This is a genomic window from Bacteroides faecis, assembly GCF_020091505.1.
GTDB lineage: Bacteria > Bacteroidota > Bacteroidia > Bacteroidales > Bacteroidaceae > Bacteroides > Bacteroides faecis.
Window position 1 is genome coordinate 4,873,472 of sequence record NZ_CP081916.1, and the last position, 14,609, is coordinate 4,888,080.

Below are 14,609 nucleotides of genomic sequence, written 5' to 3' on the forward strand. Positions count from 1 at the left end.
ATATTTTAGAATTTCCCTTTAAGTATTACAGAAAATGCATATATTTACCACAGATTTAGTACAAACATAAATTATGGCAAACAATATCCTATCCATTATTTGGAATACAGACCAGCATTGGAGCTATTATTATTTACTAATAGGCATTTTACTCCTGATTATCTGCTTTTTATTATACAGATTGAAACAACTGAAAAAGAATACAGGAAAAGAAAAGAATTACTACCATTCTTTATTCGATATACTTGATAATCTCCCTTTCCCTATTATGGTAAAAGATATCCAGGACAGCTTTCGATATTACTACTGGAACAAAGAATCCGAACTGCAATCCGGTATCAAGCGGGAAGGAGCAGTGGGATATACTGATTATGAAATCTATGGAGAAGAACGGGGCAGAAGATATCGTGAAGTGGATGAGTCTCTTGTACAGGCAGGAAAGATATATCGGGCAGAAGAAAGTTACAGTACAGCAGACGGAGTAGCACATGATACAATCGCTGTAAAATCAATCATCAAATGGAAAGAAAAGAAAAAATGGCTGTTAGTAGTCCGATGGGATATCACCCGGTTGAAAACCTACGAACGGGAATTGATTGCAGCCAAAGAAGAGTTGGAAAAAGCACTAAACAAACAGAAGTTAGCACTGAAGAGCGTGAATTTCGGACTCATCTATATCGATAAAAACTACCTGGTACAATGGGAAGAGACAACGCAAATTACTAATATGGTGAAAGGAAGGCGTTATATACCGGGACAAATCTGTTATAAAACGAGTGCACTGCGCGATACTCCATGCGGGCAATGTGCCTTTCAGAAAGCGATTGAACAAGGAAAAATCATACGTCACACCATCCGGATTGATCAGGTAGACTTTGAGGTAACAGCTACTCCGGTATACGATCATGAAGGAACAGAAATTATCGGCGGCCTGCTGCGTTTCGAGGATATCACCGAAAAACTGAAAATGGACAAAATGCTTCAGGAAGCCAAAGAACGGGCGGAAGAATCAAATCGCCTGAAATCAGCCTTTCTTGCCAATATGAGTCACGAGATACGTACTCCGTTGAATGCGATTATTGGATTTTCTGACATGATCTGTCAAATGGGTGAAGAGGAAGAGAAACAGGAATACATGAAGATAGTATCCAGTAATAATGAGCTGTTGCTGCAATTGATAGATGACATTCTCGACCTGTCCAAAATCGAAGCCGGCACCATGGAATTTACCTTTGCTCCTACTGATATCAATGAGTTAATGGAAGGTATCTGCAGACAAATGCAAGAGAAAAATACTTCTCCCGATGTAGCAATCACTTTTACGGAGAAAGCAACAGAGTGTATTTTTCATACAGACCGCGTACGTCTTTCACAAGTTATCATCAACTTCACAAACAATGCAATGAAATTCACTTCAGAAGGTTCTATCCAAATGGGATACAGGATTGATGAAACAAAAGATGAAATTTACTTCTATGTAAAAGATACAGGCATTGGAATACCGGCAGATAAAATAGACGAAGTATTTGAACGTTTTGTTAAGTTAAACACATTTGCAAAGGGTACAGGACTTGGGTTAGCTATCTGTCGTGTAATTGTAGAACGGTTAGAAGGTACCATCGGAGCAAATTCCAGGGAAGGAGAAGGTTCATGCTTCTGGTTCAGACTTCCGATGCATCAAAAAGTATAAAGTCTGATACTGCTTATAAGTAAAAAACTGTCCGAAAAGTACGTTTACCTCTATCAAAGTGATAGTAAACAGACCCTTTTCGGACAGCTTTGTTCGTTTATATTAAAAGAAGAAGTGATCAGAGAGCAGTTTCCAATATTTTACGGGCAACAGCACCTGTCACATTCTCATTTTCTCCATACTTTGCACCACGTTCATTAAAACGACGCTCAATTTCCAGAATGGTCTCTTCACCAATATTTTCTTCGTGCAAACGAGTAGTCAATCCTAATGAACGGAAAAATTCTTCAGTACGACGAATCGTTTCCTCAATGCGTTCTTCTTTCGTTCCGGAAGTGATCTTCCATACTCTTTCACCGTACTGCAATAACTTGTCCGCTTTTGCTTCCCGGAGCACACGCAAAGTTGCGGGGAGAACAATCACCAGCGTATGGCCATGCGTCAGCCCATGCAATGCAGTGATTTCATGACCAATCATGTGAGTTGCCCAGTCTTGAGATACCCCCATTGCTATAAATCCGTTCAATGCCATAGTGGCCGAAAGCATAAAATCCGCCATCAGTTGATAATCATGCTGGTTCTCACGAATCTTCGGAGCTATTTCCACCAGAGTTTGCAGAATTCCCTCCGCCCAACGGTCCATCACACGACTCTGTCCGGCGGCAGTCATATATTGTTCCATTACATGAACGAATGTATCTGCCAATCCGCAGGCTACCTGATGGGGAGGCAAAGTAAAGGTTACTTCCGGATCGAGGATAGAAAACAAAGGGAAGTTGGAATAGAAAGGATATTTCTCTTTGGTTTCGTGACGGGAGATAACAGCTCCGTTATTCATTTCCGAACCTGTAGCAGGGAGTGTCAGTACGGTAGAAAGAGGAACGGTTTTGGTTACCGGGCGTCCGGCAAGTACCAGGTCCCAGGCATCACCGTCGTACAGCAAACCTGCGGAAATCAGCTTCGTACCATCAATAACCGAACCGCCACCCACAGCTAATAAATAATCTATTTTCTGCTCCTTACCTAAAGCTATCGCTTTTCGAAGCGTTTCAATGGCAGGATTGGGCTCAATACCCCAGAACTCTACTGTAAAATGATGTTTAAGTGCTTCTTTCACCTGATCATACACACCATTCTTTTTCACGCTGCCTCCACCAAAGGTAATCATGATACGTTTGTCGGATGGTATCTCTTTACTCAGTCGGGCAATCATTCCATGCCCCATAATCAGCTTTACGGGATTCTGAAAGATAAAATTTTCCATATCTGTCTATTGTTGTTATTTTGGTTATTAGTTACTAACCTTGCAAATATACACCAATTATCTGAAACCTCCCGGAGATCAGACAATGAATTGCTGTGCTACCGAAGGGACCATAGCAGACAACCACGGTTTCATGTCTTCAGCTACCAATAACCAATACAACAATAGTATAATAAAAATAGCAATAGCTATACCTACTAAAACTTTTCTCTGTTTCATAATTGTTTTTGTTTAAATATTCAATATTTATAAGAACAGATTTGACTGAGAATTGTTCTATATCAGAAAAATGAGGGAGAAAAAGAAAAAAAGTCAGATTTTGTTTGTTGTTTCAAACAAAGTGTCTATATTTGCCCCCGTTAAATAACAATTAAATAACGAAAGACAATGAGAACAATGTTAGTAAATACATATTGGTGGTGGCGCCCGTTACAACTCCGACAGTCGTAAGGGAGCAGCGCTCGTATGTATATACCTCATTAAAAATATAACAGATTTGAAAGAGCCCTGTCGCAACCTGCGACAGGGCTCTTTTTATTTACCCGTTTTGAAAATCGAATAAATAAAACAATAAATACAAATAGGATTATGAAAAGTTTTTTAGTTGACCAGGATGGCTATTACGGAGAGTTCGGCGGTGCTTATGTACCGGAAATTCTCCACAAATGTGTAGAAGAATTAAAGAACAGGTATCTTGAAGTACTCGAAAGTGAGGAATTTAAAAGAGAATTTGACCAGTTATTGCGTGACTACGTAGGACGTCCTTCCCCACTCTATCTGGCACGCCGGCTTTCAGAGAAGTATGGTTGCAAAATGTATCTGAAACGGGAAGATCTGAATCATACGGGTGCTCATAAGATCAATAACACCATCGGGCAGATTCTGCTGGCACGACGCATGGGTAAGAAACGTATCATCGCCGAAACCGGAGCGGGACAACACGGTGTGGCTACAGCTACCGTATGTGCACTGATGGATATGGAATGTATCGTCTACATGGGTAAAACGGATGTTGAACGCCAACACATCAATGTAGAAAAAATGAAGATGCTGGGAGCTACGGTAATCCCTGTCACTTCCGGAAATATGACGCTGAAAGATGCGACTAACGAAGCGATCCGCGACTGGTGCTGTCATCCTGCCGACACTTATTATATCATCGGTTCTACAGTAGGTCCTCACCCTTATCCTGACATGGTGGCGCGACTGCAATCTGTAATCAGCGAAGAAATCAAAAAACAACTTTTGGAAAAAGAAGGTCGTGATTACCCTGATTATCTGATAGCTTGTGTAGGTGGAGGAAGTAATGCCGCCGGAACTATTTATCATTATATCAACGACGAACGGGTAGGCATCATTCTGGCAGAAGCAGGCGGGAAAGGAATAGAGACCGGAATGACCGCCGCTACGATCCAACTTGGTAAAATGGGAATCATTCACGGAGCACGTACTTACGTTATCCAAAACGAGGACGGACAGATTGAAGAGCCTTACTCTATATCTGCTGGGCTGGATTATCCGGGAATCGGTCCGATACACGCTAATCTTGCCGCTCAAAGACGTGCTACCGTATTGGCGGTCAATGATGACGAAGCAATAGACGCCGCTTATGAACTGACCCAACTTGAAGGAATCATTCCCGCACTGGAATCTGCCCATGCAATCGGTGCACTGAAAAAACTGAAGTTCAAACCGGAAGATGTGGTTGTACTGACCGTATCGGGACGAGGCGACAAGGACATTGAAACTTATTTGTCTTTCAATGAAAAGTGATTATCAACATCTAATTTGTAGTTTGGATTTAGAATTTATAAAAATGAAAACATTCAGTTATACAGCCCATAGCAAACAGGTACTCGGAGATATGCATACTCCGGTCAGTATCTATCTGAAAGTACGTGATATGTATCCGCAATCCGCATTGATGGAAAGCTCCGACTACCATGCTGGAGAAAATTCCCTGTCATTCATCGCTCTATGCCCACTGGCAAGTATAGGTGTCAATAGTGGAATTGTCACGACGAGTTATCCCGACAATAGCCGGAAGGAAGAACCGTTAACCAAATCATTCACCGTAGAAAAAGCGATGAATCAATTCATCAGCCAGTTTCTGGTGACCGGAGAGAACAAAAATGTTTGCGGACTTTACGGATATACCACGTTCAACGCGGTAAAATATTTCGAGCATATTCCGGTAAAAGAAAGTCATGATGAACAGAATGATGCTCCGGATTTGCTATACATATTATATAAGTATATCATTGTTTTCAATCACTTCAAGAATGAATTGACTCTGGTAGAGATGCTGGGTGAAGGAGAAGAAAGCGGTTTGCCGGAACTGGAAGCTGCTATCGAGAACAGGAATTATGCTTCTTACAATTTCTCGGTGACAGGTCCTGTCACCAGTCCGATCTCCGATGAAGAACATAAAGCGAATGTTCGCAAGGGAATTGCACATTGTATGCGTGGGGATGTTTTTCAAATTGTTCTTTCCAGAAGATTCGTCCAACCGTACGCCGGAGATGATTTCAAAGTTTATCGTGCTCTTCGAAGTATCAACCCTTCTCCTTATCTTTTCTATTTCGACTTCGGAGGATATCGTATTTTCGGTTCTTCACCGGAGACACATTGTAAAATTGAAGACGGACGTGCCTATATCGACCCGATCGCCGGAACAACCCGCCGTACCGGAGATACGGTAAAAGACCGCGAACTGACTGAAGCACTCCTTGCAGATCCAAAAGAAAATGCAGAGCACGTGATGCTGGTTGATCTGGCAAGAAATGACCTTTCGCGTAACTGTCACGATGTACGGGTATTGTTTTATAAGGAGCCACAGTATTACAGCCATGTAATTCACTTGGTCAGCCGTGTAAGCGGCCAGTTGAATGAAGGAGCGGATAAGATTAAAACTTTCATCGATACTTTCCCTGCGGGGACATTGAGCGGTGCACCTAAAGTACGTGCCATGCAGTTGATTAGCGAAATTGAACCTCACAATCGAGGTGCTTATGGTGGTTGTATCGGTTTTATCGGACTAAACGGAGAACTAAATCAAGCGATTACCATTCGTACTTTTGTCAGTCGGAATAATGAATTATGGTTTCAAGCCGGAGGAGGCATCGTAGCACGTAGCCAGGATGAATACGAGTTGCAAGAGGTGAACAATAAATTAGGAGCTCTGAAAAAAGCAATCGATTTGGCTGTCAATTTAAAAAACTAATCGTTCAAAGTAGCCCGTCTGAAAAAGTCAGAATAACCATTTGAACAACAATTTTACAATGAAAACAAAATGAAAATATTACTTTTAGATAACTACGATTCTTTCACCTACAACTTGTTGCATGTAGTGAAAGAACTGAGAGCTACAGACATCGAAGTAGCCCGCAACGACCAGATAGACCTTGATGAAGTGGAACGATTTGACAAAATTATTCTCTCGCCGGGTCCGGGGATACCTGAAGAAGCAGGATTGTTATTGCCCGTCATCAAAAGATATGCACCGACAAAGAGTATCTTAGGCGTTTGTCTGGGGCATCAGGCTATCGGCGAGGCTTTTGGCGCACATCTGGAAAACCTGAAAGAAGTATATCATGGTGTACAGACACCGATCAGTATCCTACAGAAAGAGGTACTTTTTGAAGGATTAGGCAAAGAGATACCTGTCGGGCGCTATCATTCCTGGGTAGTCAGCCGGGAAGGTTTTCCAGAATGCCTGGAGATAACAGCAGAAAGCCGGGAAGGACAAATTATGGCACTATGCCATAAGACCTACAATGTACATGGAATCCAGTTCCATCCCGAGTCCGTACTGACGCCACAAGGAAAAGAAATTATCAAAAACTTCTTAAACGAATAAACTTATGAAACAGATTCTATACAAACTTTTCGAGCACCAATATCTGGGACGCGATGAAGCCCGTACTATCTTGCAAAACATCGCACAAGGAAAATACAATGATGTACAGGTGGCATCACTGATCACTGTCTTTCTGATGCGTAATATCTCTGTAGAGGAGTTATGCGGATTTCGTGATGCATTATTGGAAATGCGGGTTCCGGTTGACTTGAGCGAGTTCTCTCCGATAGATATTGTCGGCACGGGAGGTGATGGGAAAAATACGTTCAATATTTCGACAGCCGCCTGCTTTACAGTAGCCGGAGCAGGTATTCCGGTGGTGAAACATGGCAATTATGGAGCAACTTCAGTCAGTGGCGCCAGCAATGTAATGGAACAGCATGGTGTCAAATTCACAAGTGATGTAGACCAGATGCGTCGCAGCATGGAACTATGTAATATCGCCTATCTGCATGCTCCATTGTTTAATCCGGCACTGAAAGCAGTTGCCCCGATTCGTAAAGGACTGGCAGTACGTACCTTCTTTAATATGCTCGGTCCGTTGGTTAACCCGGTATTACCGGCTTATCAGCTCTTAGGTGTATATAATCTTCCGCTTTTGCGCCTTTATACCTATACTTATCAGGAAAGTAAGACTAAATTTGCAGTTGTCCATAGTCTGGACGGATATGATGAAATTTCTCTGACAAACGAGTTCAAGGTAGCAACCTGTGGGAATGAGAAGATCTACACTCCGGAAAGTCTCGGATTTTCCCGTTATCAAGATGCTGATCTGGATGGCGGGCAAACACCGGAAGACGCCGCCAAAATCTTTGATAACATCATGAATAATACGGCTACGGAAGCACAAAAGAACGTAGTTGTTATTAATGCAGCTTTCGCTATTCAGGTAGTTCATCCGGAAAAAACGATTGAAGAGTGCATCACCCTCGCTAAGGAATCTCTGGAAAGTGGCCGGGCATTGACTACATTAAAGAAATTCATTGAATTGAATAATAAATAATAGGTGATAAGTAATAATTCAAAATAAATGAAAGATATATTATCCGAAATTATAGCTAACAAGCGATTTGAAGTTGATTTGCAGAAGCAAGCTATTTCCATCGAGCAATTGCAGGAAGGTATCCATGAAATTCCGGCTTCCCACTCCATGAAAAAAGCCTTAGCTTCTTCCGATTCCGGTATCATTGCCGAATTTAAGCGTCGTTCGCCATCTAAAGGGTGGATCAAGCAGGAGGCACGTCCCGAAGAAATTGTTCCATCCTATGTCACTGCAGGTGCTTCTGCCCTCTCTATTCTCACTGATGAAAAATTCTTTGGAGGAAGCCTGAAAGACATCCGCACTGCACGTCCTTTAGTCGACATACCTATTATAAGGAAAGATTTCATCATTGATGAATATCAGCTATATCAAGCTAAAATAGTCGGCGCAGATGCTGTACTCCTTATTGCCGCCGCATTGGAACAAGGGAAATGTCAAGAACTGGCGGAACAGGCACATGAACTGGGACTGGAAGTATTACTGGAAATACATAGCACGGAAGAATTGCCTTATATTAATAGCCAAATAGACATGGTAGGAATTAATAATCGCAATCTGGGTACTTTCTACACAGATGTAGAGAACTCTTTCCGGCTGGCAGGACAACTTCCACTAAATACAGTATTGGTATCGGAAAGTGGCATTTCCGATCCGGAAGTGGTAAAACGTCTTCGGACAGCGGGATTCCGGGGATTCCTTATCGGAGAAACATTTATGAAAACTCCACAACCGGGAGAAACTTTGCAGAATTTCTTAAAAGCCATCCAACAAATTTATTAACCATCAAAAACGGACAGACCTATGATCAACGGAAAAATCATCAAAGTATGCGGTATGCGTGAAGCCCAGAATATACGGGACGTGGAATCACTACAGAAAGTGGATATGATGGGATTTATTTTCTATCCCAAATCTCCCCGTTATCTCTACGAACTTCCTGCCTACTTGCCTACTCATGCCCGCCGTGTCGGAGTTTTTGTGAATGAAGACAAAAAAGTAATCACGATGTACGCCGATCGTTTCGGACTGGAATATATCCAGCTTCACGGCAAAGAATCACCGGAATACTGCCAGTCATTGCGCGCCTCCGGTCTGAAAATCATCAAAGCTTTTTCCGTAGCCCGTCCGAAAGATTTGAATCATGTAAGCGAGTATGAAAAAGCTTGCAATCTCTTCCTGTTTGATACGAAATGTGAGCAGTATGGTGGCTCAGGAAATCAATTCGACTGGAATATCCTGCATACCTACAACGGACAAGTTCCATTCTTATTGAGCGGCGGCATCAATTGTCACAGTGCCAACGCATTGAAAGAATTCAATCATCCCCGACTGGCAGGTTACGACCTGAACAGCCGCTTCGAACGGAAAGCAGGAGAAAAAGACCCGGAACGCATTCGGATGTTTCTAAATGAACTAAAATCATAAATTTAAATTTTCAATAGTCATGAACAGAATTAATCAACTCTTCAATAGCAACAAGAAAGACATTCTTTCTATTTATTTTTGTGCAGGTGATCCTACATTAGATGGAACAGCCAACGTTATCCGTACGCTCGAAAAACATGGAGTCAGTATGATCGAAGTCGGTATTCCATTCAGTGACCCTATGGCAGACGGTATTGTTATCCAAAATGCGGCTACTCAGGCTTTACGTAATGGAATGTCATTAAAGATCCTTTTCGAACAATTACGCAACATTCGTCAGGATGTAAACATTCCATTGGTATTTATGGGGTATTTAAACCCGATCATGCAGTTCGGATTTGAAAACTTCTGCCATCAATGTGTAGAATGTGGAATAGATGGTGTTATCATCCCCGATTTGCCCTTTAGGGATTATCAAGACCACTACCGCATCATTGCCGAGCGTTATGGAATCAAAGTAATCATGCTCATTACCCCGGAAACCAGTGAAGAGCGGGTAAGGGAGATTGATGCACATACAGATGGATTCATCTATATGGTTTCATCTGCAGCAACTACGGGCGCACAACAAGACTTCAACGAACAGAAGCGTGCCTATTTTAAGAAGATTGAAGATATGAATTTGCGCAACCCGTTAATGGTAGGGTTCGGCATCTCTAACAAAGCAACTTTCCAAGCGGCTTGCGAACATGCTTCCGGAGCTATTATAGGCAGCCGCTTTGTCACTCTGCTTGAAGAAGAAAAAGATCCGGAAAAAGCCATTCTAAAACTGAAAGAAGCACTCAGATAGCCATAGGAAACAGCTTAACAGCAAGTAGCTAAAATAATCGGATAACATCATTTTGCTTTGCATTACGATTTTACCCGATTATCTTAGTTACCTTACTACTTTTTATGACTCACCTCATTTTTTCTTTTAATCCATCGCAGCTTTTCGCATAAATATTCATATTTATAACATTTCACAGCAAACTACGAACAAATTCATCTTTTACTATTCATAATTCACAATTAATCTATATCTTTGTCAGCGTTTTAACAGAAATTTATCAATTATGAGTATAGAGACCCCTTCAGTTTTGTTAATTTACACAGGTGGAACTATCGGAATGATAGAAAATTCGGAGACAGGTGCCTTAGAAAACTTTAATTTCGACCACTTGCTCAAACACGTGCCTGAACTGAAAAGATTCAACTATCGCATTTCTTCCTATCAATTCGATCCCCCTCTCGACTCTTCTGATATGGAACCTGCTTATTGGGCGAAACTTGTAAAAATAATCAACTATAATTACGACTACTTCGACGGCTTTGTAATTCTACATGGAACAGATACAATGGCCTATACAGCTTCTGCACTGAGTTTCATGCTCGAAAATCTGAATAAACCTGTTATTCTTACCGGTTCTCAGTTGCCTATCGGAACACTGCGTACAGACGGAAAAGAAAATCTGATTACAGCAATCGAAATTGCCGCTGCCAAGAATCCGGACGGTACGGCTATTGTCCCCGAAGTATGCATTTTCTTCGAAAACCATCTGATGCGCGGCAATCGTACTACAAAAATTAATGCCGAGAACTTTAATGCCTTCCGGTCTTTCAATTATCCGCCATTGGCACGTGTGGGCATTCACATTAAATACGAACCTAATCTTATTCGCAAACCCGACCCTGACAAACCGTTAAAGCCACATTATCTATTTGATACGAATGTAGTCATACTAACTCTCTTTCCCGGCATTCAGGAGGAAATCATTCATTCACTTCTCCATGTTCCAGGATTAAAAGCAGTTGTTATGAAAACTTTCGGATCAGGAAATGCACCACAAAAAGAATGGTTCATCCGGGAATTAAAAGAGGCTACTGATCGTGGAATTATTATTGTAAACATCACGCAATGCGCTTCCGGAGCAGTAGAAATGGGGCGTTATGAAACAGGAATGCATCTGTTAGAAGCAGGCGTCATCAGCGGATATGACAGCACTCCAGAATGTGCTGTAACCAAACTAATGTTTTTGCTAGGACACGGACTGCCTAATAAAGAGATACGATACAAAATGAACTCTTGTTTAATAGGAGAAATAACCAAACCTTAGAGAAATAACCATCATAGTAATCCCCTGATTGTTACTATCTAATGTTTCGACAAAAGAAAAACAAGACAAACATCTTTTCACTTTTCGAAAAAAGTGAACCAAAACGGAAATATAGTTGTTTTCCACACAATAAATATCAAAAAATACATCTTTAATTCAAAATATACAACTATCTTTGCAACAAACAAAAGAACAATCAAACAATAGACATTATGATGAAAAAAACAATTCTGCTTACGCCGGTTATTGCGATAGCAATAGTAAGTATGTTATTCAGTTGTATAGATTCTGAAAAGGATTTATATGATCCGTCTTATCAGACATCCAATCCAATGGGGGATGGTTTTGCTGCACCGGATGGATTTAATTGGGCAACAACCTCCAATGTAAAAGTCAATGTAGAAGTTAATGCTCAGACTGATGATGAATTTTATTATGTAGTTGAGATATATGATACAAATCCTATTATTTCGCCAAATGCACACCTTCTAGATAAAGGTGTAGCCAAAGGAAATGAACCATATACATCAGAAATTTCAATCGAAAGTACAATCAAAACTATTTTTGTAAAAGAAATCACTCCAACGGGACTTGCTACTATCAGAACAGCAGAGATTGCAGATGGAATTGCCAACTGCAATTTCAAAACAACTACACCTTCTATACGGAGTCTTGCTGCTACGACTCGCGGTTTTACCACAATAACAGACCCCAATCCCGATGATACGTCTTTATTTCCTTTAGAATGTCCTAGTAACATTGAAAATTTTAACGCTGAAAAATGCGTAGAAGGCAACAGCTATAAAGTTACTTCTTCCACGAAGAGAATCAGTTTATGGATAAAAAATATAAAATTATATATAACTGAAGATATTGAACTATCTGAGCAGATTTATCTTACTGAAGGCTCTTGTTTATATATTCTCCCTGGGAAAAAAGTTTCCATGCCTCAGGCCCAAAATAACGGACAAGCCAATTGCATGATTACGATTGGTACTGGAGCAACTTTGACAGTAACTAAAACAATACAATTAGACAATAATTATAAACTTTACAATTTAGGAACAATTACTGCCGAAAAATTAATCTGCACCAACTCTTCTACCTTCTTCAATGCTGGTACTGCCAACATTGAAGACAGATTAAGTGGAGAAAATGGTCAAAGCACGATATCCAATTCTGGAAACTTAAAAGCGGAGGAAATATATGCTCAAGGAAATAGTCACATAATTAACACGGGTACTATAGAAGCAGAGGAAACAGTAATCAACAGTACCGGAGCTTCTTGGGTTAATGAAGGATCATGGACCACAGAAGATATGAAAATATCTGCATGGAATGACTATTGTTATAATAAATGTAAACTGATAGTAACTGATGAATTTGAAATGACAGAAGGTCATTTAATAGTTGATGGTGGCGGCTTTGTCCAATGCAAAGAGCTATACATGAACAATGCAAAAATAGAATTAGGAGCTAAAGCACTGTTTGAAATTACAGAAAAAGCTAAATACGGATACCAAGACAAAGACAAAGGATTTAAAGGGACAGGAGCTGAAAAAGCACTCCTGATCATTAAGAAAGCTGTCGCTAAAACATTAAGCCCAAATCTTATCCATTATTCAGGTAACCTCCAGATAGTTTGTTCTGATCATGTAATTGAAAAGATAGATGACTGGAATATATGTTGGACAATGACAGGTGGAGCAGAATGGGGAGAAGAAGGTAAAAACACTGTTTCAATACCTGAGTCCGAATGTAGTAACGGATATAATGGAGGGACTCCTACTCCACCTGTAAATCCGGAATTCCCCATTGAAGTGGAAGATAATCAGAATTACACCTACCTTTTTGAAGATCAATGGCCATTATATGGAGATTATGACATGAATGACATCGTCTTGACCATTCAGAAAAGGCAAATATTCACTAATAAAAAAAATAAGGTAACAAAGTTCGAATTGAGTATTGACCTATCCGCAGCCGGAGCAACAAAAAGCATCGGAGCAGCTATCATGCTGGACAATGTGCCTGCCACAGCAATTACCCAATCAGTAGAATTCAACGACAAGACTCTTGTCAGAAACTTCAATCTGAATAATAACAATATTGAAAATGGTCAGGATTATGCTGTAATACCTTTGTTTGATGACGCCCATAAAGTATTGGGAAGAGATCGATATGAACAGATTAATACGTTTTCAGATTACGCTGGTAATACCAAACCTAAAAATATCAGTTTCTCTATTGTATTCAATAATCCGACAATATCAGCAGAGGCTTTCAATATCAATAAACTGAATGTCTTTATTATTGTGGATGGCAATAGAAACCAACGAAAGGAAATACATGTTGCAGGATATCAACCAACAAAGCTGGCAAATACAGATCTGTTTGGCGGAAACAACGACAACAGTCATTCGGGCAGTAAGAAATACTACATAAGTAAAGAGAATCTAGCATGGGGCATTATGGTTCCTTCTAATTTCAAATGGCCTTTAGAGTATGTAAATATCAAGACTGCCTATTCACAATTCGGTGACTGGGTTACGAGCGGTGGCACAGAAAATGAAAAATGGTGGAATGATTTTGATGTAAATAAAGTATTCCAAACAAATAAAAACTAACCTCCCTTATCAGCACGGGTTTCATAAAAATCATGAAATCCGTGTTTTTTCCTCACTAAACGCATCTGATATGTCCTATTAATAAATAAAAATAATAGTTTCTATGAATTTTACTTCTGCTAATTGAAAGTTTATTCTAAAATTATATATATATTTGCACGAAGTGAAACAAATACAAGAGATTCAATTTAATCTATATAAATCAAGTAACAAAGCAGGCAATAGAAAGGTTCTATTTGTATGAAAAAAAAAATACTATTAGTTGATGATAAAGCGACTATTGGAAAAGTTGCAAGTATATATTTAGGTAAAGATTACGATGTTATGTACTTGGAAAATCCTATTAAAGCAATAGATTGGCTTAATGAAGGTAATGTACCCGATCTCATTATTTCCGATATCCGTATGCCGTTAATGAGAGGAGATGAATTCCTCAGATATATGAAAACCAATGAGTTATTCAAGTCAATTCCTATCGTTATGCTATCCAGCGAAGAAAGTACTACGGAAAGAATTAAATTACTGGAAGAAGGAGCAGAGGACTATATCCTGAAGCCATTCAATCCTTTGGAACTAAAAATCCGAATCAAAAAGATTATCGACTAA

General features: G+C 40.1%; 13 protein-coding genes. 11 read left to right on the forward strand and 2 right to left on the reverse strand.

Annotated elements, in window-relative coordinates:
- Window positions 1-73 precede the first annotated feature (73 nt).
- The gene (locus K6V30_RS19130; RefSeq protein WP_010538430.1) at window positions 74-1,690 is read left to right on the forward strand and encodes a PAS domain-containing sensor histidine kinase; all 1,617 of its coding nucleotides are present in this window, start codon (window positions 74-76) and stop codon (window positions 1,688-1,690) included.
- Between the two features lie 118 nt (window positions 1,691-1,808).
- Here the strand turns inward: K6V30_RS19130 and K6V30_RS19135 are convergent, their stop codons facing one another.
- Together K6V30_RS19135 and K6V30_RS19140 are read right to left on the reverse strand one after the other, a co-directional pair.
- Window positions 1,809-2,954 (reverse strand): iron-containing alcohol dehydrogenase, encoded by a 1,146-nt coding sequence (locus K6V30_RS19135; RefSeq protein ID WP_010538431.1) that lies wholly within the window; start codon window positions 2,952-2,954, stop codon window positions 1,809-1,811.
- A 78-nt stretch (window positions 2,955-3,032) separates the two neighbouring features.
- Window positions 3,033-3,173, reverse strand: a complete 141-nt coding sequence (locus K6V30_RS19140) for a hypothetical protein (RefSeq protein WP_022301897.1) — start codon at window positions 3,171-3,173, stop codon at window positions 3,033-3,035.
- Window positions 3,174-3,542: 369 nt separating this feature from the next.
- Between K6V30_RS19140 and trpB the strand changes: the two genes are divergently transcribed.
- From trpB to K6V30_RS19190, 10 genes are all read left to right on the forward strand, one after another.
- A complete protein-coding gene (gene trpB, locus K6V30_RS19145; protein WP_010538432.1) occupies window positions 3,543-4,727 on the forward strand; it encodes a tryptophan synthase subunit beta in 1,185 nt (394 codons plus the stop codon).
- Between the two features lie 43 nt (window positions 4,728-4,770).
- A complete protein-coding gene (locus K6V30_RS19150) occupies window positions 4,771-6,177 on the forward strand; it encodes an anthranilate synthase component I family protein (protein WP_029425599.1) in 1,407 nt (468 codons plus the stop codon).
- 69 nt (window positions 6,178-6,246) lie between these two features.
- Window positions 6,247-6,813, forward strand: a complete 567-nt coding sequence (locus tag K6V30_RS19155) for an anthranilate synthase component II (RefSeq protein ID WP_010538434.1) — start codon at window positions 6,247-6,249, stop codon at window positions 6,811-6,813.
- 4 nt (window positions 6,814-6,817) lie between these two features.
- A complete protein-coding gene (trpD, locus tag K6V30_RS19160) occupies window positions 6,818-7,816 on the forward strand; it encodes an anthranilate phosphoribosyltransferase (RefSeq protein WP_010538435.1) in 999 nt (332 codons plus the stop codon).
- Between the two features lie 27 nt (window positions 7,817-7,843).
- Window positions 7,844-8,635 (forward strand): indole-3-glycerol phosphate synthase TrpC, encoded by a 792-nt coding sequence (gene trpC / locus K6V30_RS19165; RefSeq protein WP_010538436.1) that lies wholly within the window; start codon window positions 7,844-7,846, stop codon window positions 8,633-8,635.
- A gap of 21 nt (window positions 8,636-8,656) precedes the next feature.
- The gene (locus tag K6V30_RS19170) at window positions 8,657-9,280 is read left to right on the forward strand and encodes a phosphoribosylanthranilate isomerase (protein WP_010538437.1); all 624 of its coding nucleotides are present in this window, start codon (window positions 8,657-8,659) and stop codon (window positions 9,278-9,280) included.
- A 19-nt stretch (window positions 9,281-9,299) separates the two neighbouring features.
- On the forward strand, window positions 9,300-10,070 hold the full coding sequence (gene trpA / locus K6V30_RS19175; RefSeq protein WP_010538438.1) for a tryptophan synthase subunit alpha: 771 nt from the start codon (window positions 9,300-9,302) through the stop codon (window positions 10,068-10,070).
- Window positions 10,071-10,335: 265 nt separating this feature from the next.
- Window positions 10,336-11,376 carry an asparaginase gene (locus K6V30_RS19180; protein ID WP_010538439.1) on the forward strand — a complete coding sequence of 347 codons (1,041 nt, stop codon included), beginning with the start codon at window positions 10,336-10,338 and terminating at the stop codon, window positions 11,374-11,376.
- Between the two features lie 212 nt (window positions 11,377-11,588).
- A complete protein-coding gene (locus K6V30_RS19185) occupies window positions 11,589-14,003 on the forward strand; it encodes an LruC domain-containing protein (RefSeq protein WP_055269698.1) in 2,415 nt (804 codons plus the stop codon).
- 240 nt (window positions 14,004-14,243) lie between these two features.
- Window positions 14,244-14,609 (forward strand): response regulator, encoded by a 366-nt coding sequence (locus tag K6V30_RS19190; RefSeq protein WP_055269696.1) that lies wholly within the window; start codon window positions 14,244-14,246, stop codon window positions 14,607-14,609.

Excerpts from the sequence above, each read along its gene's own strand:
- K6V30_RS19130 (WP_010538430.1), top strand. The coding sequence starts at position 74 with ATGGCAAACAATATCCTATCCATTATTTGGAATACAGACCAGCATTGG.
- K6V30_RS19135 (WP_010538431.1), bottom strand. The coding sequence starts at position 2,954 with ATGGAAAATTTTATCTTTCAGAATCCCGTAAAGCTGATTATGGGGCAT.
- K6V30_RS19140 (WP_022301897.1), bottom strand. The coding sequence starts at position 3,173 with ATGAAACAGAGAAAAGTTTTAGTAGGTATAGCTATTGCTATTTTTATT.
- trpB (WP_010538432.1), top strand. The coding sequence starts at position 3,543 with ATGAAAAGTTTTTTAGTTGACCAGGATGGCTATTACGGAGAGTTCGGC.
- K6V30_RS19150 (WP_029425599.1), top strand. The coding sequence starts at position 4,771 with ATGAAAACATTCAGTTATACAGCCCATAGCAAACAGGTACTCGGAGAT.
- K6V30_RS19155 (WP_010538434.1), top strand. The coding sequence starts at position 6,247 with ATGAAAATATTACTTTTAGATAACTACGATTCTTTCACCTACAACTTG.
- trpD (WP_010538435.1), top strand. The coding sequence starts at position 6,818 with ATGAAACAGATTCTATACAAACTTTTCGAGCACCAATATCTGGGACGC.
- trpC (WP_010538436.1), top strand. The coding sequence starts at position 7,844 with ATGAAAGATATATTATCCGAAATTATAGCTAACAAGCGATTTGAAGTT.
- K6V30_RS19170 (WP_010538437.1), top strand. The coding sequence starts at position 8,657 with ATGATCAACGGAAAAATCATCAAAGTATGCGGTATGCGTGAAGCCCAG.
- trpA (WP_010538438.1), top strand. The coding sequence starts at position 9,300 with ATGAACAGAATTAATCAACTCTTCAATAGCAACAAGAAAGACATTCTT.
- K6V30_RS19180 (WP_010538439.1), top strand. The coding sequence starts at position 10,336 with ATGAGTATAGAGACCCCTTCAGTTTTGTTAATTTACACAGGTGGAACT.
- K6V30_RS19185 (WP_055269698.1), top strand. The coding sequence starts at position 11,589 with ATGATGAAAAAAACAATTCTGCTTACGCCGGTTATTGCGATAGCAATA.
- K6V30_RS19190 (WP_055269696.1), top strand. The coding sequence starts at position 14,244 with ATGAAAAAAAAAATACTATTAGTTGATGATAAAGCGACTATTGGAAAA.